The organism is Kutzneria buriramensis (assembly GCF_003387475.1).
Classification (GTDB): domain Bacteria; phylum Actinomycetota; class Actinomycetes; order Mycobacteriales; family Pseudonocardiaceae; genus Kutzneria; species Kutzneria buriramensis.
In genome coordinates this window covers 1-25529 of sequence record NZ_QUNO01000029.1, presented here as the reverse complement: position 1 = coordinate 25529, position 25529 = coordinate 1, and the positions used below count along the sequence as shown (strand labels likewise).

Here is a 25529-nt window from a genome sequence, read left to right as displayed (position 1 = left end):
GTGGAATCGTCGACCCAGGAAGTAGGTGCGGAAATGCGAATCGAAACCGACCGGGACCGGTGTATCGGCGCGGCCCAGTGCGTGCTGAGCGCGCCGACCGTCTTCGACCACGACGACGAGGGCCTTGTGGTCGTGCTCCAGGACGAGCCTGCGGCGGAGTTACGCGAGGCCGTCCGACTCGGTCAGCAGCTGTGCCCGTCGAACGCGATCCGGCTCAGCGAGCCGAACTGAGCAGCGGCAGCAGCACGTCGTCCACGATCGCGGTGACCAGCGTCTCGGGCGGGATCTCGCCGTCGATGGCTCGGCTGCGCAACAGCGCGGTGCCGATGTCGGCGACCAGGTCGGTGACGAGTTCCGGCCGGGTCTCGCCGCGCTCGGCGGCGCGCCGCATCGTCGCCAGGATGGCGTCGTGCGCCGGCGCGAACACGCGTTCATTGGCCAGCGCCCGGCAGTCGCCGCCGGCCTCGGCGGCCACCAGGTGGAACGCGGTGCCCTTGGTCATCGCGAACGCCGATCGCACCACCTCCAGCACGGCGAGCAGGTCGTCGCGCAGGTTGCCGTGGACCGACACCTCCGGAATGGTCGGCAGGCTCTCCCGCAGGGCGTCGAGGACCAGGGCTTCCTTGTCGGGCCAGCGGCGGTAGAGCACGGCCTTGCTGGTGCCGGCGGCCAGCGCGACCCGTTCCATGGTCAGCCGGGCGTAGCCGATCTCGTTGATCAGGTCGAACACCGCGTCGAAGATGGCGTGCTGCAGCGCCGTACCGCGCCGGCGCTTCGCGCCATCGGCGACAGGCAGTCGCTCCGAGTCGGTCACGGACATGCGGACGCCTCCTCACTTGAGGGTACCGTTTCGTTTCTTAAACGGCGCCGGCCATGTTACCGTCTGCACAGCGAACGGATCCGTACCCTAAGTTCGCGTCTCCCACCGACCCAGCACCGGAGTGCCGATGTCCACCTCACCTGCCGCCGCGGTCGCCGCCACGCCGCCGCCACGCCGGCGCCGACCTGGGCTGATCCTCACCGCGCTGTCCGCGTTCCAGCTGATGGTGGTGCTGGACGCCAGCGTGGTCAATGTCGCCCTGCCCAGCATCCGGACCGACCTGGCCTTCTCGGCGACCGGCCTGTCCTGGGTGCTCAACGCCTACACTCTGACCTTCGGCGGCCTGCTGCTGCTCGGCGGCCGCTCCGGCGACATCCTCGGCCGCAAGAACGTCTTCCTCGCCGGCCTGACCGTCTTCACGGTGGCCTCGCTGCTCGCCGGGCTCGCGCCGAACGCGGGCGTGCTGGTGGCCGCGCGCGCCCTGCAGGGCATCGGCGCGGCCATCGGCTCGCCGACCGCGCTGGCCCTGATCACCACGTCGTTCGACGGCCCGGCCAGGGCCAAGGCCATCGGGGTGTACGGCGCGGTCTCCGGGGCCGGCGGCGTCGTCGGCATGATCCTCGGCGGGGTGCTCACCCAGTGGGCGTCCTGGCGCTGGACCATGTTCGTCAACGTCCCGATCGGCGTGTTCGTCGGAGTCCTCGCCGTGCTCTTCATCGCCGGCGCAGCGCGGGCCAAGGGTCGGTTCGACATCGCTGGCGCGCTGTTGTCGACCCTCGGCGTGTCCGCGCTCACCTACGGCCTGATCCGCTCCACCAGCGACGGCTGGACCGATCCCCAGACCCTGACCTCGCTCGCCGTCGCCGTGGTGCTGCTCGCGGTGTTCGTCGCCGTCGAGGCCCGCATCACCGCACCGCTGATGCCGCTGCTGCTGTTCCGGCACCGCAACCGGGTCAGCGCCAACCTGATCCTGTTGTTCCTCGGCGGCACCATGTTCGGCGTCTTCTTCTTCGTCACCCAGTTCCTGCAGAGCATCCAGGGCCTCGACCCGCTCCGGGCCGGGTTCGCCTTCGTGCCCTGGGGCGTCATGATCTTCACCTCGGCGCAGCTCGTCTCGCCGCTGACCGCGCGGCTGGGCATCAAGCCGGTGCTGATCATCGGCAGCCTCTCGACGGTGGCCGCCACCTTCTGGCTGACCTTCGTCACCCCGGACAGCGACTACTTCGCCTCGCTGTTCGGCCCGATGATCCTGTTCGGCACCGGCGCCGGCCTGCTGTTCACCCTGGTCACCCGGGTCGGCCTGACCGACGTGGAGCCCCGCTTCGCCGGCGCCGCGTCCGGTCTGCTCAACGTCTCGCAGCGGCTGGGCGGATCGCTCGGGCTCGCCGTGCTGGTCGCGGTGTTCGGCGCGGTTATCGGCGGCGCGACCCATCCGAGCACGGCGGCCGCCCTGCACGGCTACCACATCGCGTTCGAGGTGGGCATCGTCTACACCCTGTTCGGCCTCGCGCTGGCGCTGTTCGGCATCAAGACACCGCCCCGGCAGCAGTCCGGCCGGTGAGTTCGGCGCCGTCGTCGGCGGCCGGCCGCAGTCCGGCCGCCGACGGTCGCTCAGCGGCCCGCGACCGGTGGCAGGCCGAGGTTCTCCCGGAAGGTCGCCCCCGTGTACTCGGTGCGGAACACCCCGCGGTCCTGGAGTTCGGGCACCACCGACTTGACGAACTCGTCCAGGCCGGTCGGCTGGGTGAGACCGGCCAGCACATAGCCGTCGGCCGCCTCCGTCCGGACCGCGTCGGTGATCTGGTCGGCGATCTGGCCGGGCGTGCCGAGAAACGTGTGCCGCAGGGTCACCGCGATGATCAGTTCCCTGATGGTCAGCTTCTCCGCCTGGGCCCGCTCGTACCAGGCCAGCGCCTGCGCGGACGGCGGCCGGCCGCCGGGGGCGTAGCCGCCCGAGTGCGGTACGTCTCGGTTGTCACGCACCGGCGGCACCGGCCCGTCGGCGTCGTGGTCGGACAGGTCGCGGCCCCACACCTGCTCCAGCCGGGCGATCGCGTTCTGCGGCGTGATCTGCCGGTACGCCAGCTCGCGCGAGCGTTCCTCGGCGTCGGGCCGGGAGTCGCCGATGACGAACTGGGTGCCGGGCATGATCTTGATCGAGTCCGGGTCCCGGCCCGCCGCCCTGGCCCGGGCCTTCACGTCCGCGTAGAAGGCGCGTCCCGCGTTCGGCTCGGCGTGCATGCTGAAGATGATGTCCACGTTGTCGACGGCGAACTGCCGGCCGTCGGCGGAGTCGCCGGCCTGCACCAGCACCGGGTGCCGCTGCGGACTGGCCGGCAGGCAGAACCGGCCCGCGATGTCGAACTGGGCGCCGACCTGCCGGTAGCCGCCCACCTCGGGATCGTCGACGAACCGGCCGGCGGGCCCGTCCCCCACCACGGTCTCGATCGGCCAGCTGTCCCAGAGCTTGCGCGCGGTGGCCAGGAACTCCCCGGCCCGCCGGTAGCGCTCGGCGTGCGGCAGGAAGCCGCCACGGCGGAAGTTCACCCCGGACGCGGGATCGGACGTGGTCACGATGTTCCAACCGGCTCGACCGTCGGACAGATGGTCCAAAGTGGACAGTTGCTTGGCCAGTTCGTACGGCTCGTTGTAGGTCGAGCTGACGGTCGCCACCAGACCGATGTGCTCGGTGACCGCGGCCAGCGCGTTGAGCAGGGTCAGCCCGTGGGTCCGGCCGGTGATGTCCAGGTCGAACAGCTTCCCCTTGTGCTCACGCTGGCGCAGCGCCTCGGCCAGCATGAAGAAATCCAGCTTGCCGTCCTCGGCGGTGCGCACCGCGTGCTGGAACGACGCGATGTCGACCTGCGGACCGGATGCCGGATCGCTCCAGATGATCCACGGACTGCCGTGCGGAAAGCCCGCGGCCAGGATCACCTGCCGGTCGCCCGGCTTCTTCTGCACTGTGGACATAACGCTACTCCCCGGACGTTCGAACTCGGATCACGCTGCCGCGTAACGGTTTTCCGGTCGGGTCAGGCCGAACCGCGCGCGCAGGGTCGCCGACCGGTAGTCGGTCCGGAACGCCCCGCGGGCCTGGAGTTCGGGCACCAGGCCCCGGGTGACCGCGATCAGGTCGTCCGCGTGCGATCCCGGTCGCAGCCGGAAGCCGTCGATCCCGCCGGCCTGCCAGCGCAGCACCGTCTCGGCCAGTTCCACCGGCGACCCGACGAAGACGGCGGCATCGCTGGTCATCGGCGCACCGGCCAGTTCGTCCCACCGCGCCTTGCGGTCGGCCGCGTCCGCGCCCACGAACACGACCAGGTCGGCGAGGATCTTCAGGCCGGGCTCGCGCCGGCCCACCTCGGCCTCGACCGCCCGGATCGCCTCGACGAGCCGGGCCGCGTCGTGTTCGTCGGTGGGGGTCACGTAGGCGATGTCGGCGCAGCGGGCGGCCAGCACGAAGGCGTTGTGCTCGTGCGCGAGCACGGCCACCGGCGGCTGCCCCTGCGGCGGCCTCGGCACGACCGACGGTCCCTTCACCGAGAACGTGGCTCCGGTGAAGTCGACGTGGTGCAGGCGGTCCCGGTCGAGGTAGCGGCCGGTCGGCAGGTCACGGATGACCGCGTCGTCCTCCCAGGAGTCCCAGAGCCGGCGCGAGACCTCGACGAAGTCCTCGGCCTCCCGGTACAGCTCGGCGCGCAACCTCGTCTTGGTCGCGCTGGCGACGCCGGACGGCTCGATCTCCGGGATGGTGCGGCGGCCGACGTTGCGCGCCTCGCTGGGGTTGCGCGACACCCGGACCTGCCAGCCGGCTCGGCCCGTGCTCACGTGGTCCAGCGTCGCGATCGCGGTGGACGCGTGGAACGGCTCGGTGTGCGTGGTGGTCGCCACCGGCACGAACCCGAGATGCCGGGTGCGCGCGGTCAGGCCGGCGGCCAGCTGCACCGCGTCGAACCGGCCCCGGAACAGATCCACGCGGTCATCCCGGCCGGTCGGCAACGGGGACTGCACGGCCAACTCGTCCTCGAAACTGACGTAGTCGATGCGCGCCGCCTCCGCCTCCGCCGCGAGGTCGGCCCAGTAGCGCAGGCCGAAGTACGCGTGGGCCGGCACCGCCGCGGTTCGCCAGGCGGCCGGGTGCCAGCCGGCGCCGTCGAGCGCGATCGCCAGGTGAAGCGGAACCGGGATAGCCACGATTCACCACACATCCTTGTGTTGTCGCTGGGATTCGGGTGGCCGTCACCAGGTGACGGGCAGTTCGCGCACGCCCTGCATGGTGCCGACCGGCCGGACCGTGACCCGCTCGGCCGGCACGGCCAGCCGCAGCCCGGGAATGCGGCGGAACAGGGTCTCGTAGGCCACTTCCAGTTGCAGCCGGGCGAGATTCTGGCCAAGGCACTGGTGGATGCCGTAGCCGAAGGTCATGTGCTTGCGGCTGCCCCGGTCGATCCGGAAGGCGTACGGGTCGTCGTGTACGGCGGAATCCCGGTTCACCATCGGCGAGGACACGACGACGCCCTCGCCGGCGGCGATCCGGTGCCCGTCGACCTCGATGTCCTCCTTGGCCCAGCGGATCGCGGCGAAGTCGGTCACCGCGGCCAGCCGCAGCAGTTCCTCCACGGCCACCGGCAACGACACCGTCCCGGCCTGGAGCCCGCGCAGCTGCGCGGGATGGTCCAGCAATACCAACGCGCCCACCGGGATCATCGACGCGGTCGTCTCCAGCCCGGCGATCAGCAGCACCATCGTGATCTGCACCAGCTCGGCGTGGTCGAGCTCGCCGGAAACCACCAGGCGGGCCAGTTCGCCGATGAGACCGCTGCCCGGCGCCTGTTCCTGCGCCGCGACCAGCTGGTCCAGGTAGGCGACGAACCGGGCGCCCGCCTGCTGCGCGCCTTCGGCGTCGGCGCCCTGCATGATGCCCGAGGTGACCGATTCGAAGAACTCGGCCTCGTCATCGGGAATGCCCATCAACGCGAACATCGTGCGGCTGGGAATGGACAGCGCGAAATCGGCGACCAGATCGGCGACCGGGCCCTTGGCGAGCATGTCGTCGACGAGCTCGTCGACGATCGCCTGCACGGCCGGGCGCATCGCCCTGGCCTGCTTCAGGCCGAAGTAGGGCGAGAGCAGCCGGCGGTGCACGTCGTGCTCGGGCGGATCCATGCCGACCAGCACCAGCTTGCGGGCCGCCTCGGCGGAGAGATTGGGCGCCATCGAGGGGTACTCGTCACGGCTGCGGTCCGACGACATCCGCGGATCGGAAAGGAGGGCGCGGCCGAGTGCGTAGCTGGTCACCACCCAGACCTGGCGGCCGTTCCACAACGTGACCGGATTGATCGGTCCGCGTTCGCTGAGTTCGGTGTAGGCGGCCGGCGGCTCGTACGGACAGACCCGCCGCCGCGGAAACGGCGGCGCGTCCGCGAACTCGGCCGACGACGCCGCTGACTGGGGTGACAATGCGACCTCCGCGCGCCTTCGGGAATGTGTTGCGACCAGTCGCCATGACCTGCGCCCACAGGACGCTAGCCAGCGGATTGCGGGCCGGGCAAGCGCGATCGGGCCGGAACCAATCGTTTCGTTGTCCCAGCTTTAGTTCGGCTTCAGCGGGATTGACAGCCGCCGCCGCTAATCTGCGGTCGGTCCCCAGCAGAGAAACCACCAGCAGAGAAACGACCGAGGAGTCCCGTTGCCGATTTTCTCCGTTCTTGATCAGGGGCCGGTGCGCCACGACATCGGCCCCCGGCAGGCGCTGTGCGATTCGCTCACGTTGGCCAAGGCGTTGGACCGGCTCGGGTACGCCCGAATGTGGGTGGCCGAACACCACGGCACGGCCAGCCGGGCCATCGCCGCGCCGGAGATCCTGATCGGCCGGCTGGCGTCGGTCACCGAACGGCTCCGCGTCGGCGCGGGCGGCATCATGCTGCCCAATCACGCGCCGCTGCACGTGGTCGAGCAGTTCCGCACGCTGGAGGCGCTGTTCCCGGGCCGGATCGACCTCGGCATCGGCCGGGCGACCGGCGCCAACAACGACGTGACCGCGGCCGCGCTGCGGCGGGAGCCGGAGACCAGGGACTCGTTCGACCGGCAACTGGCGCTGGTGCTGGCCTTCGCCGGCCTGGGCCCGTTTCCGGCCGGCGCGCCCGCCGAGATCCGGGTGATGCCGGACGACGTGGCCCTGCCCCCGGTGGTGCTGTTGGGTGCGAGCACGTCGTCGGCCGAGGCCGCGGCCCGGCTCGGCCTGCCCTACGCGCTGTCGGCCGGCTTCCGCGATCCCGCGCTCGCGGTGGCCGCGCTGCGCCGTTACCGCGCCGCGTTCGAGGGCGACCGGCCGCACGCCATCCTGGTGCTGCGGGTCTGGGTCGGCGAGGACGACGCGCACGGCGAGGCGATCGCGGCCTCGGAACGCCTGGCCAACGTGCAGCAGCTGGCCGGCGACCCGCAGCCGCTGCGGCCGGCCGAGCAGGCGCTGGCGCACCGGTACAGCGCGGCGGAGCGGCGGATCGCGGATCCGCTGGACCTGCGCTCTGACCTCGCCGGCGGCCCGGAGCTGGTCCGCACCCGACTCGCCGAACTCGCGGACGCGGCCGGCGCGGACGAGGTGATGGTGGTCAGCAATACCTACGACCCGAACGACCGCATCGCGTCCTGCCGCCGGCTGGCGGCCGTCGTCGGGCTGACCGCACCGGTCGCCGCGTAGCCCGGCGCGCGGCGGCGCGCGCTCAGCGCAGCCGCCGCGCCTGCACGCCGCGACCGAGCAGGGTCACCGACAGCACGACGACGACCACGGCCAGCCCGGGAAACACCGCAATCCACCACGCGGTGCCCAGATAGGCCTGTCCCTCGGACAGCATCGCGCCCCATTCCGGGGACGGCGCGGGCGGCCCGAGCCCGAGCACGCTCAACCCGGCCGCGGCCGTGATCGCCGAGCCGGTGCCGATGGACGCCATCACCACCAGCGGCCCGCCCACGTTCGGCAGCACGTGCCGCCCCAGGTAGCGCACCGGCGGCACGCCCAGGATCTTGGCGGCCTCCACGTACTCCGATCGCAGCACGGACAGCGCCTGGCCACGCACCAGCCGGGCGAAGTGCGGAACGGCCGCCACGCCGATGGCCAGCGCGACGTTCAGCGAGCCGCGTCCGATGATCGCCACCACCAGCAGCGCGAGCAGCAACTCGGGAACGGCCAGCAGGACGTCGACCACGCGCATCGCCACCGTGTCGACCCACCCTCGCCCCAACCCGGAAAGCAAGCCGAGCAGCACGCCGCCGACCACCCCGATGCCCACCGCGAGCACGCCGATGCCCAGCGAGATGCCGGCGCCGTAGACCACCCTGGTGTACACGTCCCGGCCGAGTTCGTCGGTGCCGAACAGATGTCCGAGCGACGGTGGGGTGAAGGCGTGCCGCACGTCGGTGGCGTTCGGCCGTCCGCTCGAGAACCATTCGGGGAACACGAGAACGGCCAGCACCAGGACCAACAGCGTGGCGCCGAGCCACGCGCCGATCCGTCGGGACCGTCCGTCGACCCGGGCCGGCGCCTCGTCCGACACCGCATCCGACAGGGCCAGTTCGACGCTCATGTTCGGCTCTCCGCGCGCAGTCGGGGATCGATGATCGGGTAGAGCAGGTCCACCACGGTGTTGACGACCACGAAGGCGACCGCGGACAGCAGCACGATCGCGGTCACCACCGGAGTGTCCCGGGACACCACCGCGCCGACCAGCGTTCGGCCGATGCCGGGGCGTACGAAGATGTTCTCCACCAACACGGTGCCGCCGATCAGCGAACCGATCACCCACGCGGACAACGTGACCACCGGCGTGACGGCGTGCCGCAGGGTGTGCCGCAGCGTGAGATGGACCTCGCTCGCGCCCCTGGCCCGCACGCTGATCGCGAACGGCCGGCCGTCGGCCAGTTCGAGCTCCTGCCGGATCACCTGCGCCAGCACCCCGCCCAACGGCAGGGCCAGGGTGGCGGTCGGCAGGACGAGGCCGAGCGGCCCGGCCGCGCCGACCGCCGGGAAGATCGGGAACCGGAACGAGAAGACGGTGAGCAGGATCAGGCCGAGCCAGAAGTTCGGCACCGACACGGCGAGCAGCTCGATCACCGACGCCAGCCACCGACCGAACCGGCCGCTGCCGGCCGTGACCAGCACGGCGAGGATCGCCACCACGAAGGCGGCGAGCGCGGCCGACAGGGCCAGCTGCACGGTCGGCCCGATCTGTTCGGCCAACAGCCTGCCCACCGGCATGTCGCGTTGGTAGGACTGACCGAGGTCGCCACGCAGCAGCCGGCCGAGATAGTCGAGGTACTGCACGACCAACGGATGGTCCAGGCCGTACTCGGCGGTGATCTGCGCGCGCAGTTGCGGGGTCACGCTCAGGCTGGGGCCGAGGATGGCGTCCACCTGATCGCCCGGAATCAGGTGCAGGGCCAGGAAGGTGAGTGTGGCCGCGCCCCACAGCACCAGCAGTCCGGCCAGCAGCCGGCGGCCGGCCCGCATCAGCCGCGCCAGATGTCGTAGATGAACGGCCAGCCGGCCGCGTCGAAACTGAACCCGTGCACCTCGGGCCGCACGGCGAGACCGCGCTTGGCCACGTAGGCCGGCCGCACATAGGCCTGGTCGATCACCCGCGCCTGCGCCTGTCGGTAGAACTGTCGCTGCTTGTCCTGATCGGTGGTGTTCTCGGCGCCGGTGAGCAGCGCGTCCAGGGTCTGGTCGGCCACCCAGGCCACGTTGGCCCCGCCGACCGGCACCAGGTTCTTGGAATAGAACAGGTTCCAGAGCACGGCGCCGTCCGAGCCGCCCCAGGCGAGCGCCGAGAGGTCGTAGTCGCCGGCCCGGGCCCGGTTGATGTAGGTCGGCGCGTCGAGCTCGGTGAGCACCAGGTCCACGCCGATCTGCTTGAGCCCGTCCTGGACGGCCGTGTTGAACGCGCGCCGCTCGTCGGTGGTGTTCGCGGTGGCGAAGGGCATCCGCACGGCGAAGCGCTGCCCGTTCCTGGTCCGGTAGCCGGCGCCGTCGGTGTCGGTGTAGCCGAGCGCGGCCAGCAGGGATTCCGCCCGGTCGGGGTGGTAGCCGAGTTGGTCGGCCAGGTCGGCGAAATCCCGGGTGGACGGGCTGAGCACGGACGACGCCGGCTGGTACTGGCCCTGGAACAGCCCCTTGGTGATGCCATCGACGTCCACGCCGTGCAGCATCACCTTGCGCGCGTTGACGTCCGAGAACAGCGGCTTGCCGGTGTTCATGTAGTAGGAGTACGGCGCGCCGGGGCTGTCCCGGCTGATCAGGCGCACGCTGCCCATGTTGCGCACCACCGGCAGCTGGCTGGCCGGCACCTGGTCGGCGATGTCGACCTGGCCGGCCGTCGCCGCGCCGACCCTGGTCTGGTCGTCCAGCACGAACATCACGGTGAAACCGTCCAAATAGGCCGGTCCGGTGTGCTTGGCCGAGCCCGGCCCCCACTTGTAGTCCGGCCGGCGCTTGAACACCGCCTGCTGCCCCTGGGTGACCGAGGCGAAGGTGAACGCGCCGGTGGTCACCGTGTACCGGCCGCCGGAGCCGAGGTCGTGGGGATGCTCGCGCAACGCCTTCGGCGAGTGGAAACCGAGATAGGTCGAGCTGACGGCCTGCAGGAACTGCGAATAGGGCCGGCTCAGCGTGATCCGCACCGTGCTCTGGTCCAGCACGGTGGTGCCGACGTACGGACCGAGCAGCGACTTCGCGTACCGGGAGGCCGTGCCCGGCGCGACCACGTGGTCGAAGTTCGCCCGCACGGCGGCGGCGTCGAACGGTGTCCCGTCGGTGAACGTGACGTCCTTGCGCAGCGTGAAGGTGTAGTTCAGGCCGTCCGGCGAGATCGTCCACGACGTGGCCAGCCAGGGCGCGAACGTGCCGTCGGTCCTCGCCGCCACCAGCGAGTCGAACACCGGGCGCAGGATCAGGCCGAGCAGGTCCTCGGTGCCGACGTGCGGATCCCAGCCGATCGGCGAGGTCGGCTCGGCCAACGTGATCGTGCCGCCGGACTGCGGTGGCCCGGCGTCGATGTCGCCCGGGCTGCCCTGCGCCGCGCTGCACGCGGTCAGCCCGGCGCCGCTCGCGACGGCCGCGATCGTGCCGGCCGACAGCGACAGGAATCGCCTGCGAGTGTGCATATCCGCACCCCATTCCGGACCGGTTGAATTCACCGGGCACCGTACCGACGGCACGCCGGGGCCACATCAGCGAAATCGCTTAGTGCGCAAGGAGTGGGACTGGCGAAGTCGGGCGCAAGGGCCGCTTTAGCCGGTGTGTCGATGCTGGACGACATGGATTCGTCAATCCGCCTGCTTTCGGTCGGCACCGCCCTGCCCGGACCGCCGGTCGGCAACGCCGAACTGGCCCGCCGGTTCGGTATGGATCAGCTGTGGGTGCAGTGGGTGGACGCGTTCGTCGGCACCCGCACCCGCCATCTCGCGGTCGACCTGGACAGCGGCGAGGTGCGCTACTCCCTCGCCGACCTCGGCACGACCGCCGGTCGCGGGGCCCTGGCCGAGGCCGGGCTGACCGGCGCGGACGTCGACCTCGTGGTGCTGGGCACGGCCACCCCGGACAACCTGATGCCGGCCACGGTCAACGTGATCGCCGACCGGCTCGGCATCGACGGCGTGCCCACCTTCCAGCTCCAGTCCGGTTGCGCCGGCGCGTTCCAGGCGTTGGACGTAGCCCGGCGGCTGATGGCGGCCGGCGGCTATCGCACCGCGCTGGTGCTGGGCGGCGACGTGATCGCCAAACACTACGACCTCGACATGGACCTGCGTTCGCTGCCGCCGGCGGAGCTGGTGAACGTCGCCCTGTTCGGCGACGGGGCCGGTGCGGCGGTGCTGTCCTGCGCACCGGTCGATGACGGCGCGGAGACCACCGTGCTGCGCACGGTGCTGACCCGGTTGACCGGCAAGGACCGGGCGCCCGGCCAGGTCCTGGAGTGGTTCGGCCCGGCCGACCACGAGCCGGGTCGCACCGGGTCGCGCGAGGACTACAAGGCGATCGAGGAGTCCGTGCCGGCGATGGCCGAGGAGATCCTCAAGGAGCTGCTGGACGAACTGGGCTGGACCGCGACGGACGTGGACTACCTGCTGCCGCCGCAGCTGTCCGGCCGGATGACCGACCGGATCACGACCCGGCTCGACGTGCCGGGCGCGCAGGAGATCAGCGTCGTCGCCGAGACCGGCAACAACGCCAACGCGCTGCCCTTCCAGCAGTTGGCGCGGGTGCTGCCGCGACTGGTCGACGGCGACCGGGTGCTCGGCATCGCGGTGGAGTCGAGCAAGTGGATCAAGGCGGGGTTCGCCTTGGAAAGGGTGTGAGGCGCCGATGGGCGACCCGATCATCAGCACCGTCGCGCCGCAGCGCCGGCACACCCTCTACTTCCTGCGGCAGACTCGCGAGTTCGCGCCGGTGTTCCTGGACACCGAGGTGGATTTCAGCCGGATCAACGAGATCCGCGCCGCCCGCCGGATCTCGCCGGTCACGTTCGTGCTGCACACCGCGGCCCGGGTGCTGGTACGGCATCCCGAGGCGAACGCCGCCATCCTGGACGGCGTCCGGCCCAAGATCGCCCGGTATCCCGGCGCGCACGGCAAGCTGACCCTGGACAAGACCATGTCCGGCCAGCGTGTCGTGCTCTCCGTCGTGCTGCGTGACCTGCACACCACCGGGCTGGACGAGATCCAGGCCCTGGTGACCCGGCTGCGCGACGTCGACCCGGACACCGCGCCGGAGTTCGCCGGCGTGCGCACGCTGCACGGTCTGCGCTGGCGCGGGGCGTTCCGCGCGTTCCGCAAGGTGGTTCGGCCGCTGGCGCGCCGTTCGTCGATCTGGGGAACTTTCTCGGTGACCTCGCTCGGCCACCGCCCGGTCGACTCGTTCCACTCGGTCGGCGGCACCACGATCACCCTGGGCCTCGGCCGGGTCGCCGAGCGGCCGGTGGTGCGCGACGGCGCGATCGTGATCGCGCCGGTGCTGCGGCTCAGCCTGGCCTTCGACCACCGCGTGATCGACGGCGCGGAAGCCGCGGACGTGCTGGCCGAGATCAAGCAGGGGCTCGAGGAGTTCGCGGCGGCCGAGGTCGCCGCCACGGCGAACGGGGCGTGGCGGTGAACGACGTCGAGGAACTGAAGCGCTACGTCGCCACGCACGCGGAGTCCCTCGGCATCCCGGCCGAGCGGTACCGCGCGTTGTTCGCCGCGATCGAGCACGACGGCGTCGGCCCCGGCTCGTGGACGCTCGAGTGGAGCCGGGCGGCCGACGCGCTGCTCGAGGCCGGCGAGCCGCTGGCGGCCAGCCAGTACTACGGCTTCGCCCGCTTCCCGTTCGTGGACGGCCAGGATCGAGCCGCCGCGCTCACCGACTGCGTCGACGCGCTCGACGAGTGGCGGCGTTCGGTGCCCGGCATCGAACGGGCCGACTGGAAGATCCTCGGCGGCCGAGTCGGCGCCTGGACCGCCGGACTGTCCACAACGGACCCGAGGCCGCTGCTGCTGATCCTGGGCGGCATCGTCAGCCTCAAGGAGCAGTGGGCGCCGGTGCTGCTGGCCGCCCGCGACCTCGGCCTGGCCGGTGTCGTGACCGAGATGCCCGGCGTCGGCGAGAACACGTTGCGCTACACCGAACACAGCTGGCGGATGCTGCCGGCCATCCTGGACGCGGTCGCCGACCGGGCCGACGTCGAGCGGACGTACCTGATGGCGATCAGCTTCAGCGGCCACCTGGCGCTGCGCGCCGCCGTCGATGACGACCGGATACGCGGCATCGTGACGGCCGGTGCGCCGGTCCGTGACCTGTTCACCGACCAGTCCTGGCAGCGCGATCTGCCTGCGGTCACCGTGGACACGCTGGCCCAGCTGACCGGCGTGCCGCGCGAGCGTCTCGGCGCGGTGTTGCCCGCCCTCGCCCTGTCCGACGCCCACCTGTCCCAAGTGGACGTACCGGTGCGCTACGTCGCGTCCAGCCGCGACGAGATCGTCCCGGCCACCGATCTTTCCCTGCTGCGCAAGCACATCCGCGATCTGCGGGTGCTGGAGCACGACGACGTGCACGGCGCGCCGGCGCACGCCGCGGCGACCCGGAACTGGATGGTCCAGTCGCTGGTCGAGCTGCGTGCCGCCGCAGGTTCCTGAGTCGTCCGCTTCGCACGAGGAGGCACAACCCCGCGATGACGATCGAGCCCGACGCCGTAGCGATCATCGGCCTGTCCTGCCGGCTGCCGCGAGCCGGCGATCCCGTCGAGTTCTGGCGGCTGCTGCGTGCCGGCACGGACGCCGTGACCGAGATCCCGGCCGACCGCTGGAACGGCGCGTCGCTGGCCGACGTCGGCATCTCCCGGGGCGGATTCCTCGACCAGGTCGACGAGTTCGACGCCGGCTTCTTCGGCATCTCGCCGCGCGAGGCGGCGCACATGGACCCGCAGCAGCGGCTCGTGCTGGAGCTGGCCTGGGAAGCGGTCGAGGACGCGCGGATCGTGCCGGCCCGGTTGCGCGGCAGCCGAACGGGCGTGTTCGTCGGCACGATCTGGGACGACTACGCCGCGCTCCTGCATTCCTACGGCGACGACGCGATCACCCAGCACTCCCTCACCGGGCTCAATCGCGGTGTCATCGCCAACCGCGTGTCCTACACCCTCGACCTGCACGGTCCCAGCGTCACCGTGGACTCGGCGCAGTCCTCGGCGCTGGTCGCGGTGCACACCGCGGTGGAGAGCCTGCGCACCGGCGAGTCCGAGCTGGCGATCGCCGGCGGGGTGAACCTGAACCTCCTGGCCGAGGGCACGATCGGCGCCGCCCGGTTCGGCGCGCTGTCCCCGGACGGCCGCTGCTACGTGTTCGACGCCAGGGCCAACGGCTACGTGCGGGGCGAGGGCGGCGGCCTGGTCGTGCTCAAGCCGCTGGCCGACGCCGTGGCCGACGACGATCCGATCTACGCCGTGATCCGCGGCAACGCGGTGAACAGCGACGGTGCCACCGACGGCCTCACGGTGCCGAGCGCGCGGGCGCAGGCCGCGCTGATCACCGCCGCCCACCGGCGGGCCGGCATCGCCCCGGCCGAGGTCGGCTACGTCGAGCTGCATGGCACCGGCACCCGGGTCGGCGACCCGATCGAGGCGGCCGCGCTCGGTGCGGCCATCGGCCGGCACCGCGCGGTCCCGCTGCCGGTCGGGTCGGCCAAGACCAACGTCGGTCACCTGGAGGGCGCGGCCGGCATCGTCGGCCTGATCAAGGTGGCGCTGAGCATCGCCCACCGCGAGCTCCCGCCCAGCCTGAACTACGAGACCCCCAACCCGGACATCCCGCTCACGGAGCTGAACCTGCGGGTGCAGACCGAGCACGCGGCGTGGCGGGACGACCGGCTGGTCGCCGGCGTCAGCTCGTTCGGCATGGGGGGCACCAACTGCCACCTGGTCCTGACCGAAGGCCCGGCCCGGCCGCCCGCACGGCCGCGGACGACCGGTGGCCCGCTGCCGTGGGTCCTGTCCGCCCGGCGCACGGGGGCCGTACGGGCCGCCGCGGCCCGACTGCTGCCCCTCGCCGACGATGCCGTGTCACCCGCCGACGTCGGCCTCTCGCTGGCCGGCACCCGCAGCGAGTTCGAGGATCGGGCCGTGGTGTTCGGCACGGACCCGGCCGAGTTCCGCGCCGGCCTGGCCGCGCTCGCCGCCGGCAAGCCAGCGGTCAACGTGGTGACCGGCAGCGTGTCGAGCGCCGCCCCGCTGGCGGTGTTGTTCTCCGGCCAGGGCAGTCAACGGCTCGGCATGGGCGCCGAGCTGTACCGCGACTTCCCGGTGTTCGCGACCGCGCTGGACGAGATCTGCGCCGCCGTCGATCCGCACCTGGACCGGCCGCTGCGCGAGGTGATGTTCGGCGACGCCACCGCCATCGACCGGACCGCCTACACCCAGCCGGCGCTGTTCGCCCTCGAAGTGGCGCTGTACCGCCTGGTCAGCGCCTTCGGCATCCGTCCGGACCACCTCATCGGCCACTCCGTCGGCGAACTCGCCGCGGCGCACGTGGCCGGCGTGCTCGACCTGCCCGACGCGGCGACGCTGGTCGCCGCGCGCGGCGAGCTGATGCAGGCGCTGCCGACCGGCGGCGCGATGGTCGCGCTGGAGGCCACCGAGGACGAGGTGGTCGCCGGCCTGACCCCGTTGGTCGACATCGCCGCGATCAACGGGCCGACCGCGACGGTGATCTCCGGTGTCGAGGACGCGGTGCTGGCCATCGCCGAGGAATTCGCCGCACGCGGCCGGCGCACCCGGAGACTGACCGTCAGCCACGCGTTCCATTCGGCACTGATGGAGCCGATGCTGGCCGAGTTCGCCGCGATCGCCGGCGGGCTCTCCTATGCGCCGCCGCGGATTCCCATCGTCTCCAATGTGACCGGCCGGCCGGTCGCGGCCGAGCACATCGCATCCCCGCGGTACTGGGTGGACCACGTCCGGGCGGCCGTGCGGTTCGGCGACGGTCTCGCCGCGCTCGCCGAGCAGGGCGTCGGCCGCTATCTGGAACTCGGCCCGGACGCTGTGCTCACCGGCCTGGCGCGCGCCGTGGCTCCCGACGCGGTGCTGGTCCCGGCGCTGCGCCACAACCATCCCGAGTCGAACGCCCTGCTCTCGGCGCTCGCGACGCTGTACGCCGACGGCGTCGCGCTGAACTGGCGGCCGCTGTTCGGCGAGGCCCAGGTCGTCGCGCTGCCGACCTACCCGTTCCAACGCGAGCGCCACTGGCTCGACGGCGTCGTGCTGCCCGCGCAACCCGCCCCGGTCCGCAAGTCCCCGGCCACCACCGGCGGCAGCGAGACCGACCTGCTCGAACTGGTCCGCACCACGGTCGCGATCGTGCAGGGCCACGTCACCGCGGACGCGGTGGATCCTCGGCGTACCTTCAAGGATCTGGGGTTCGACTCCCGCACCGCGGTCGAGTTCCGGGATCGGCTCGCCGGGGCAACCGGCCTCGCGCTGCCGGTGAGCGTTACCTACAACCATCCCACCCCCGGCGCGCTCGCGGCGCACCTCGCGACCGAACTGTCGGACGCCGCAACGGAAATCGTCACGACCGCGCACGCGGCCGATGACGACCCGATCGTGATCGTCGGCATGGCCTGCCGCTATCCGGGCGGCGTGCGGTCGCCGGAAGACCTGTGGCGGCAGGTCGCCGATGGCGTCGACGCGATCGGCGACTTCCCCGCCGGGCGTGGCTGGGACCTGGCCGGCCTGTACGACCCCGAGCCGGGCCGGCCCGGCAAGTCCTACACCCGTCGCGGCGGTTTTCTGTACGACGCGGACCAGTTCGACGCCGCGTTCTTCGGCATCGGCCCGCGCGAGGCCGTGGCCATGGACCCGCAGCAGCGACTGCTGCTGGAAACGTCCTGGGAGGCGTTGGAGCGGGCCGGCATCGATCCGACCGCCCTGCGCGAGAGTTCGACCGGGGTGTTCGCCGGGGTGATGGCGCAGGACTACGGCCCGCGGCTGCACCAGCGCGCGGACGGGGCCGAGGGGTACCTGCTCACCGGCGGTTCGGCCAGCGTCGCGTCGGGTCGGGTGGCCTACGCGCTCGGCCTGTCGGGTCCGGCGGTTACGGTCGACACCGCGTGTTCCTCCTCGCTGGTCGCCCTGCACCTGGCCGCGCAGGCGCTGCGTTCGGGCGAATGCGCGCTGGCCCTGGCCGGCGGTGCGACCGTGATGGCCACCCCGGGCATGTTCCTCGAGTTCAGCCGGCAGCGCGGGCTGTCCCCGGACGGTCGCTGCAAGGCGTTCGGCGCGGGTGCCGACGGCACCGGCTGGGCCGAGGGGGCCGGCGTGCTCGTGCTGGAACGCCGGTCCGACGCGCGCCGCAACAACCACCGTATCCTGGCGGTACTGCGCGGTTCGGCGATCAACTCCGACGGCGCCAGCAACGGCCTGACCGCCCCGAGCGGCCCGGCGCAACAACGGGTCATCCGGCAGGCCTTGGCCAACGCCGGACTCGAACCGTCCGATGTGGACGTCGTCGAGGCGCACGGCACCGGCACGGCGCTCGGTGACCCGATCGAAGCCGAAGCCATCCTCGCCACCTACGGCCAGGACCGGGATCGGCCGCTGCGGCTGGGATCGCTCAAGTCGAACATCGGCCACACCCAGGCCGCGGCCGGGGTCGGCGGCGTGATCAAGATGATCGAGGCGATGCGGCACTCCACCCTGCCGCGCACATTGCACGCGGACGAGCCGTCCCCGCACGTCGACTGGTCGACGGGCGCGGTCGCGCTGCTCACCGAACCGGTCGAATGGCCGGCGGGTGATCGTGTCCGCCGGGCCGCGGTCTCCTCGTTCGGCATCAGCGGCACCAACGCGCACGTGATCATCGAGGAAGCCCCGGCGCCGAGCGCGCAGCCGGCCGCGGCGGCCCGGCCGGTCCTGTTGGCCGTCTCCGCCCGGGACGAAGCCGGCGTGCGCGAGCAGTTGGCTCGGGTGCGTTCGCACCTCGCCGCGCGCCCGGATCTCGATCTCCGCGACGTCGGCTACACGCTGGCTCGCCGCACCGGTTTCGGCCACCGCGCGATCGCGGTCGGCGACGGCCGGGAGGACCTGCTGGCCGCGCTGGCCGAACCGGACGTCAGCCCGGCGGCCGGGCGGACCGCGTTCCTGTTCACCGGCCAGGGCAGCCAGCGCCCCGGCATGGGCCACGACCTCTACAGCACCGAACCGGTCTTCGCGACCGCCCTCGACGAGATCTGCGCCGCCTTCGCCCCCTACCTCGACCGTCCGCTCCGCGACGTCATCTTCACCAACCCCGACAACCTGCTCCACCGCACCGAGTACACCCAGCCCGCCCTGTTCGCCCTCGAAGTCGCGCTCTACCACCTCGTCCGCTCGTTCGGCGCCACGCCGCACCACCTGACCGGCCACTCGATCGGCGAGCTCGCGGCGGCGCACGTCGCCGGCGTGTTCGACCTCGCCGACGCGGCCACACTCGTCGCCGCCCGCGGCCGACTCATGCAAGCCGCCCGCACCGACGGCGCCATGATCGCCATCCAGGCCAGCGAAACCGAGACCGTGCCCACCCTCACCGACACCGTCACACTCGCCGCCGTCAACGGACCTCACTCCGTGGTCATCGCGGGCGACGCCGACGAGGCCGAGGCGATCGCGGCGGTGTGGCAGGCACGCGGGCGGAACACCAAGCGGCTGCGGGTCAGCCACGCCTTCCACTCCCCGCACATGGCCTCGGCCCTCCCCGAATTCCGCACCGTCGCCAACGAGATCACCTACCGCCACCCGACCATCCCGCTCACCACGCCGGCGGCCGACCTGGTCGATCCCGAGTACTGGACCACCCACATCACCGCACCGGTCCGGTTCGGCGAGGCGGTGCGCGCCCTGCACGAGGCCGGCGCGACCCACTTCCTCGAACTGGGCCCGGATGCCACCCTGACCTCGCTCACCCGCGAGATCCTGGCCGAGCAGCCGATCACCGCGGCCTCGGTGCTGCGCCGGGGCAAGCCGGAGCAGGCGACGCTGCTGGCCGCGGTCGCCCGCACCAGCGAGCCGGACTGGCCCGCGTTGTGCCCGGCCGGCCGGCTGGTGGACCTGCCGACGTACCCGTTCCGGCGCGACCGGTTCTGGCTCACCGCGCCCGCCACCGAGTCCAACCTCGACCATCCGTTCCTGGACACCGCGACCAGCCTGGCCGATCGCGACGAGTTCCTGCTCGCCGGCCGGATCTCCGCCGACGAACACCCGTGGCTGCTCGATCACGTCATCGACGGCCAGGCGCTGGTCCCGGCCACCGCGCTGCTGGATCTCGCCGTCAAGGCCGGTCAGTGGGTCGGTCTGCCGGGGATCGACGAGCTGACCCTGGCCACCCCGCTGGTCGTGCCGGCACAGGGCCGGCTGCGGCTGCAGGTCACCGTCGGACCGCCCGACCCGACCGGCCGCCGGCCGCTGGGCATTCACTCGGCCACCGACGCCGACGATCCACAATGGACAAAGAACGCCATCGGCCTGCTCGCCGAGACGCCGAGCACGGGGGAACCGCTGTTCACGTGGCCGCCGGCCGACGCCGAACCCGTCGAGGTCGCCGACGTCTACGAACGACTCTCCGACATCGGCTACGGCTACGGCCCCGCCTTCCGGGGCGTGCGTGCCTGCTGGCAGGCCGGCGACGACCTGTTCGCCGACATCGCGCTGCCGCACGAGCCGCGCGGTTTCGGTGTGCATCCGGCGCTGTTGGACGCCGCCCTACACCCGTTCGTACATGCCGCGGCCGACCGCCTGCTGCTGCCGTTCACGCTGACCGGCGCCGCCGTCCACGCCCCGGGCGCGACCGCGCTTCGCGTCCGGATCACCCGCACCGGTTCGGACACCGCCGCGCTGACCATTGCCGATCAGAGCGGCGCACCGGTCGCCGCCATCGACTCGCTGACGCTCCGACCGGCCCGCCCCACCGGCCCGGACGGACTGCGTCAACTGTCCTGGCCGACCGCCCCGGTACCGGAATCCCCGTCACCCGAAGGCTTCCGGGTTGTGCACGTGCCGTCGGACCTGGCGCCACGCGCGGCCGCGGCCTGGGCGCTGGACCTGGCGCGGACCTGGCTGGCCGAGGAGCGGGCGACCGGTGTCCGACAGGCCGTGGTGACTACGAACGCCGTGGGCGTGCTGCCGGACGATCAGGTGACCGGGCTGGCGGCGGCGTCGGTCTGGGGCCTGCTGCGCACCGCCCAGACCGAACATCCCGATCAGTTCGTCCTGGTCGACCTCGACGACCCCGAGTCACCGTTGCTGACCGCCGCATTGGCCAGCGGCGAGACTCAGGTGGCGGTGCGCGGGCGCGATCTGCACGTGCCGAGGCTGACCGCGGCGGAGCCCGATGAGGCGGTCGACCCTGTGCTCCGGATCGACCCGAGCGGCACCGTGTTGATCACCGGTGGCACCGGCGGGCTCGGCCGGCTGTTCGCCCGGCACCTCGCGACCCGCCACGGCGCGCGGCATCTGCTCCTGCTGAGTCGCACCGGCGGGCCCGTCCCCGAACAGATCGACGCCGACGTCACGGTGATCGCTTGCGACACGACGGATCGTGCGGCGCTCGCGGACGTCCTGGCGGGCATCCCGGCCGAGCACCCGTTGACCGCGGTGTTCCACCTGGCCGGTGTGTTGGCCGACGCGACCGTCAGCGCGCTCACGCCCGAGCGGCTCGACGACGTGCTGCGCTCGAAGATCGACCCGGCCTGGCATCTGCACGAGCTCACCCGCGACCTCACCCTGTCGGCGTTCGTCCTGTTCTCCTCGATATCCGGCATCATCGGCAATGCCGGCCAGGCGAACTACGCGGCCGGCAACACCTACCTGGACGCGTTGGCCCACCACCGGCGCGCCCTCGGGCTGCCGGCGCTGTCCCTGGCCTGGGGCCTGTGGCAGCACGGCATGGGTGACTCGCTCGCGGACGCGGACGTGGCCCGCTGGGCCCGCAACGGCGTCGCCCCGCTGTCCACAAGCGACGGTCTCGCGCTGTTCGACGCCGCGCTGCGCACCGACCGGCCGCTGCTGGTCCCGGCCAAGATCACCCGAGCCGCCACCCGGCGGCGCACCGCGACGCGGAACGCCGGCAACTCCTGGCTGGCGGCATTGGCCGACCGACCGGTCGATGAGCAGCGGGCGGCGCTGTTGGACGCCGTGCGCGGCGCGGCGGCGACCGTGCTCGGGCACACCGATTCGGCCGCGCTCGATCCCGACCGCGCATTCAAGGAACAGGGCTTCGACTCGCTCGCCGGGGTCGAGCTGCGCAACCGGCTCGCGTCCGTGACCGGCCTGTCGATCCCCGCGACCGCCGTCTTCGACCACCCCTCCCCCGGTGCCCTGGCCGAGTTCCTGCTCGGTCGACTCGCCGAACCGGTCCGGGCCGAGCCGGTCCGCCCGGCCATCCGCGCGGTCACCGACGACCCGATCGTGATCGTCGGCATGGCCTGCCGCTACCCGGGTGGCGTGCGGTCGCCCGAGGACCTGTGGCGGCTGGTCGCCGACGGGGCCGACGCGATCAGCGAGTTCCCGACCAACCGGGGTTGGCCGCTGAGCACGCTCTACGATCCGGACCCCGACCACATCGGCACCACCTACAGCCGCCACGGCGGTTTCCTGCACGACGCCGACCAGTTCGACCGGGAGTTCTTCGGTATCTCCCCGCGCGAGGCGACCGCGGCCGACCCCCAGCAGCGGCTGCTGCTGGAAACCGCGTGGGAGGTGTTCGAGAACGCCGGCATCGATCCGGCGACCCTGCGCGGCAGCGACACCGCCGTGTTCAGCGGCGTGATGTACGACGACTACGCCGCGCGGCTCGGCCAGGCACCCCGGGAGGTGGAGGGCTATCTGCTGACCGGCAACACCTCCAGCGTGGTCTCCGGTCGGCTCGCGTACACCTACGGCTTCACCGGGCCGGCCGTGACCGTGGACACCGCGTGTTCGTCCTCGCTGGTCGCCCTGCACCTGGCCGCGCAGGCGCTGCGCAACGGCGAATGCGACCTCGCGCTGGCCGGTGGCGTCACGGTGATGTCCAGCCCGAGCACGTTCATCGAGTTCAGCCGGCAGCGCGGGCTGTCCCCGGACGGCCGCTGCCGGTCCTTCGCCGCGTCGGCCAACGGCACCGGTTGGAGCGAGGGAGTCGGCCTGCTGCTGGTCGAACGCCTCAGCGACGCCCGCCGCAACGGGCACCACGTGCTGGCGGTCGTGCGTGGCACGGCGGTCAACTCCGACGGCGCCAGCAACGGCCTGACCGCGCCGAACGGACCGTCCCAGGAGCGCGTCATCCGCGCCGCACTCGCGGCGGCGGGGCTTCGTCCGTCCGATGTGGACGCGGTGGAGGCGCACGGCACCGGCACCACGCTCGGCGACCCGATCGAGGCCCAGGCGCTGCTCGCCACCTATGGCCAGGACCGCGAGCAACCGCTGTGGCTGGGGTCGCTCAAGTCGAACATCGGCCACGCCCAAGCGGCGGCCGGGGTCGGCGGCGTGATCAAGATGATCGAGGCGATGCGGCACTCCACCCTGCCGCGCACGTTGCACGCGGACGAGCCGTCCCCGCACGTCGACTGGTCGGCCGGCGCGGTCACACTGCTCACCGAACCGGTCGAATGGCCGGCGAGCGACCGGCCACGACGCGCCGGCATCTCCTCGTTCGGCATCAGCGGCACCAACGCGCACGTCATCATCGAGGAACCGACCGGGCAACGGCAGATCACCTCGGAACGCGGCGATCGAACGGTGCTGCCGCTGGTGCTGTCGGCGCGGGGCGCGGCGGCGTTGGACGCCCAGGTGGAGCAGTTGCGGGCTTTTCTCGCCGCGAATCCGGACTCGGACCGGGCCGACGTCGGCTACACGCTCGCGACGCGACCTGCGTTGCCCGACCGGGCGGTGCTCGTCGGCGATCAGGTGATCCGCGGCGACCGCACCGGAAAGGCCGCGTTCCTGTTCACCGGCCAGGGCAGCCAGCGCCCCGGCATGGGCCACGACCTCTACAGCACCGAACCGGTCTTCGCGACCGCCCTCGACGAGATCTGCGCCGCCTTCGACTCCCACCTCGACCGTCCGCTCCGCGACGTCATCTTCACCAACCCCGACAACCTCATTCACCGCACCGAGTACACCCAGCCCGCCCTGTTCGCCCTCGAAGTCGCGCTCTACCACCTCGTCCGCTCGTTCGGCCTCGCCGCCGACTATCTCACCGGCCACTCCATCGGCGAGCTCGCGGCGGCGCACGTCGCCGGCGTGTTCGACCTCGCCGACGCCGCCACACTCGTCGCCGCCCGCGGCCGACTCATGCAAGCCGCCCGCACCGACGGCGCCATGATCGCCATCCAAGCCAGCGAAACCGAGATCCTGTCCACCCTCACCGACACCGTCACACTCGCCGCCGTCAACGGTGCGGAAGCAGTGGTCATCTCGGGCGACGCCGACGAGGCCGAGCGGATAGCCGGCGGCTGGCAGGCACGCGGACGACGTGCCAAGCGCCTTCGGGTCAGCCACGCCTTCCACTCCCCGCACATGGCCTCGGCCCTCCCCGAATTCCACACCGTCGCCAACGAGATCACCTACCACCACCCGACCATCCCGGTCATCTCGAACCTCACCGGCGTGCTGGCGACCGAGGAACAGCTGACCAGCCCCGCCTACTGGGCCGAGCACATCGCGGCACCGGTGCGCTTTCACGCCGGCCTGCGCGCACTGGCCGACCTCGGCGTCACCAGCTACCTCGAGCTGGGCCCCGATGCCACGCTCGCCGCACTCACCGACGCACCGGACGCGGCGACCAGCATCCTCCGTCCGGGCAAGCCGGCTGCCGAAACCCTGGCCGTCGCGATCGCGCACGGACACCTGCGCGGGGCGGAGCTCGACTGGTCGCGGGTTTTTCCCGGCGCACAACGGATTCCGCTGCCCAACTATGCATTCCAGCACCGCCGCTACTGGCTGGACGCGCCGGGCGGCACCGCAAGCGGACTCGGCGTCTCGGCCGCACGCCATCCGCTGCTGGGGGCCGAGGTCGAACTGGCCGAGACCAACAGCCTGGTGCTCACCGCCGAACTGTCCCGGTCCGGCCAGCCGTGGCTGGCCGACCACGCCGTCGCCGGCGCCGTGGTGTTGCCTGCGACGGCGTTGCTGGAGATGGCGGTGCAGGCCGGTGTTCGCGCCGCCGCCCCGACGGTGGACGAGCTGACCGTGCTCACTCCGGTCGCCCTTCCGGAACAGGGCGCACTCCGCCTCCAGGTGACCGTAGGCGAGCCGGACGACGCCGGCCGTCGGACGATCGCCATCCACTCGGCGCCCGGGGACACCGAACCGGCGGAGTGGACCAGGCACGCCACCGGCATCCTGAGCACGGCGACCGGCGAGGGCGTCGAGCTGACCGAATGGCCACCGCGCGACGCCGACGAACTCACCGTCGACTACGCCGCGCTGGCCGAACAGGGCTACGGCTACGGGCCGGCCTTCCAGGGCCTGCGTCGGCTCTGGCAACGTGGGGCAGACCTCTTCGCCGAGGTCGAACTGCCGACGGAGCTACGGAGTTCGGCCGAGCTGTTCGCGATCCATCCGGCCTTGCTGGACTCGGCGCTGCATCCGCTGGCCGGTGACCGACTCGTGCTCCCGTTCTCCTGGACCGGTTTCCGCAACCACCGAGCCGGCGCCACCGCGCTGCGTGTCCGCCTGGCGGCAACCGGCACGGACGCGGTCGCGCTGGCCATCGCCGACCAGAACGGTCGGCCGGTCGCGACGGTGGATTCCCTTGCGCTGCGCCCGATGTCGAAGCGGCCCGCGCTGCCGCTGTACGGCGTCGACTGGGTCACCGTCACTCCCGATCCCGGTCTGCACCTCGTCCGTCACCACGCCACCGACGTCCACGAGACCCTCGACGTCATCCAGGACTGGCTCAGCCACGACCACCCCAGCGATCACCGACTCGCCATCGTCGCCGACGACACCCTCGACCACGCCCCCATCCACGGACTCGTCCGCACCGCCCAATCCGAACACCCCGACCAGTTCCTGCTCATCACCGAATCCGACACCATCGTCGAACCCCGCCTCACCCGACTCTCCGCCACCAACCGACCGTCACCTCTCGATCCGGACAAGACCGTCCTCATCACCGGCGGCACCGGCCAACTCGGCCAACTCATCGCCCACCACCTCATCACCCACCACAACATCCACCA

14 protein-coding genes are annotated in these 25529 nt (G+C 72.0%); 7 read left to right on the top strand and 7 right to left on the bottom strand.

What is annotated here, in order from left to right; translation table 11 throughout:
- The first annotated feature begins 33 nt into the window (after nucleotides 1-33).
- Nucleotides 34-231 carry a ferredoxin gene (locus tag BCF44_RS49955; RefSeq protein WP_116181639.1) on the top strand — a complete coding sequence of 66 codons (198 nt, stop codon included), beginning with the start codon at nucleotides 34-36 and terminating at the stop codon, nucleotides 229-231.
- Here the strand turns inward: BCF44_RS49955 and BCF44_RS49950 are convergent.
- Nucleotides 215-820 carry a TetR/AcrR family transcriptional regulator gene (locus tag BCF44_RS49950; protein WP_116181638.1) on the bottom strand — a complete coding sequence of 202 codons (606 nt, stop codon included), beginning with the start codon at nucleotides 818-820 and terminating at the stop codon, nucleotides 215-217. The genes BCF44_RS49955 and BCF44_RS49950 overlap by 17 nt on opposite strands.
- A 127-nt stretch (nucleotides 821-947) precedes the next feature.
- On the opposite strand from BCF44_RS49950, the gene BCF44_RS49945 reads away from it, so the two are divergent.
- Nucleotides 948-2381, top strand: a complete 1434-nt coding sequence (locus BCF44_RS49945; protein ID WP_116181637.1) for an MFS transporter — start codon at nucleotides 948-950, stop codon at nucleotides 2379-2381.
- A 50-nt stretch (nucleotides 2382-2431) separates the two neighbouring features.
- Here BCF44_RS49945 and BCF44_RS49940 read toward each other — a convergent pair whose 3' ends face one another.
- Genes BCF44_RS49940 through BCF44_RS49930 form a run of 3 tightly spaced genes read right to left on the bottom strand, consistent with a single transcriptional unit; the run spans nucleotide 2432 to nucleotide 6280 of the window.
- A complete protein-coding gene (locus tag BCF44_RS49940; protein ID WP_116181636.1) occupies nucleotides 2432-3790 on the bottom strand; it encodes an NtaA/DmoA family FMN-dependent monooxygenase in 1359 nt (452 codons plus the stop codon).
- 30 nt (nucleotides 3791-3820) lie between these two features.
- The gene (locus BCF44_RS49935; RefSeq protein WP_379801800.1) at nucleotides 3821-5014 is read right to left on the bottom strand and encodes an LLM class flavin-dependent oxidoreductase; all 1194 of its coding nucleotides are present in this window, start codon (nucleotides 5012-5014) and stop codon (nucleotides 3821-3823) included.
- Between the two features lie 45 nt (nucleotides 5015-5059).
- Nucleotides 5060-6280: a cytochrome P450 gene (locus tag BCF44_RS49930; protein WP_116181635.1), complete on the bottom strand. Its 1221-nt coding sequence runs from the start codon at nucleotides 6278-6280 to the stop codon at nucleotides 5060-5062.
- A gap of 229 nt (nucleotides 6281-6509) precedes the next feature.
- On the opposite strand from BCF44_RS49930, the gene BCF44_RS49925 reads away from it, so the two are divergent.
- Nucleotides 6510-7520, top strand: coding sequence for an MsnO8 family LLM class oxidoreductase (locus BCF44_RS49925; RefSeq protein ID WP_116181634.1), 1011 nt, complete (start codon nucleotides 6510-6512; stop codon nucleotides 7518-7520).
- 22 nt (nucleotides 7521-7542) lie between these two features.
- On the opposite strand, the gene BCF44_RS49920 is transcribed toward BCF44_RS49925, so the two are convergent.
- The 3 genes from BCF44_RS49920 to BCF44_RS49910 are packed head-to-tail and all read right to left on the bottom strand — an operon-like array spanning nucleotide 7543 to nucleotide 10978.
- Nucleotides 7543-8403 carry an ABC transporter permease gene (locus tag BCF44_RS49920; RefSeq protein ID WP_116181633.1) on the bottom strand — a complete coding sequence of 287 codons (861 nt, stop codon included), beginning with the start codon at nucleotides 8401-8403 and terminating at the stop codon, nucleotides 7543-7545.
- Nucleotides 8400-9326 (bottom strand): ABC transporter permease, encoded by a 927-nt coding sequence (locus tag BCF44_RS49915; protein WP_116181632.1) that lies wholly within the window; start codon nucleotides 9324-9326, stop codon nucleotides 8400-8402. The genes BCF44_RS49920 and BCF44_RS49915 overlap by 4 nt, the downstream gene beginning before the upstream one ends.
- Nucleotides 9326-10978 (bottom strand): ABC transporter substrate-binding protein, encoded by a 1653-nt coding sequence (locus tag BCF44_RS49910; protein ID WP_116181631.1) that lies wholly within the window; start codon nucleotides 10976-10978, stop codon nucleotides 9326-9328. The genes BCF44_RS49915 and BCF44_RS49910 overlap by 1 nt, the downstream gene beginning before the upstream one ends.
- Nucleotides 10979-11131: 153 nt before the next feature.
- Here BCF44_RS49910 and BCF44_RS49905 point away from each other — a divergent pair, with 153 nt between their 5' ends.
- The 4 genes from BCF44_RS49905 to BCF44_RS49890 form a co-directional block, all read left to right on the top strand.
- On the top strand, nucleotides 11132-12169 hold the full coding sequence (locus BCF44_RS49905; RefSeq protein ID WP_116181689.1) for a 3-oxoacyl-ACP synthase III family protein: 1038 nt from the start codon (nucleotides 11132-11134) through the stop codon (nucleotides 12167-12169).
- Between the two features lie 7 nt (nucleotides 12170-12176).
- Nucleotides 12177-12962 (top strand): 2-oxo acid dehydrogenase subunit E2, encoded by a 786-nt coding sequence (locus BCF44_RS58865; protein WP_116181630.1) that lies wholly within the window; start codon nucleotides 12177-12179, stop codon nucleotides 12960-12962.
- A complete protein-coding gene (locus BCF44_RS49895; RefSeq protein ID WP_116181688.1) occupies nucleotides 12959-13981 on the top strand; it encodes an alpha/beta hydrolase in 1023 nt (340 codons plus the stop codon). The genes BCF44_RS58865 and BCF44_RS49895 overlap by 4 nt, the downstream gene beginning before the upstream one ends.
- 35 nt (nucleotides 13982-14016) lie before the next feature.
- Nucleotides 14017-25529: type I polyketide synthase (locus BCF44_RS49890; protein WP_116181629.1), on the top strand; the 11513-nt coding region annotated here is incomplete at its 3' end.

Coding starts and splice junctions, on each gene's coding strand:
- BCF44_RS49905 (WP_116181689.1), top strand. CDS start 11,132: ATGGATTCGTCAATCCGCCTGCTTTCGGTCGGCACCGCCCTGCCCGGA.
- BCF44_RS49955 (WP_116181639.1), top strand. CDS start 34: ATGCGAATCGAAACCGACCGGGACCGGTGTATCGGCGCGGCCCAGTGC.
- BCF44_RS49910 (WP_116181631.1), bottom strand. CDS start 10,978: ATGCACACTCGCAGGCGATTCCTGTCGCTGTCGGCCGGCACGATCGCG.
- BCF44_RS49920 (WP_116181633.1), bottom strand. CDS start 8,403: ATGAGCGTCGAACTGGCCCTGTCGGATGCGGTGTCGGACGAGGCGCCG.
- BCF44_RS49950 (WP_116181638.1), bottom strand. CDS start 820: ATGTCCGTGACCGACTCGGAGCGACTGCCTGTCGCCGATGGCGCGAAG.
- BCF44_RS49915 (WP_116181632.1), bottom strand. CDS start 9,326: ATGCGGGCCGGCCGCCGGCTGCTGGCCGGACTGCTGGTGCTGTGGGGC.
- BCF44_RS49945 (WP_116181637.1), top strand. CDS start 948: ATGTCCACCTCACCTGCCGCCGCGGTCGCCGCCACGCCGCCGCCACGC.
- BCF44_RS58865 (WP_116181630.1), top strand. CDS start 12,177: ATGGGCGACCCGATCATCAGCACCGTCGCGCCGCAGCGCCGGCACACC.
- BCF44_RS49940 (WP_116181636.1), bottom strand. CDS start 3,790: ATGTCCACAGTGCAGAAGAAGCCGGGCGACCGGCAGGTGATCCTGGCC.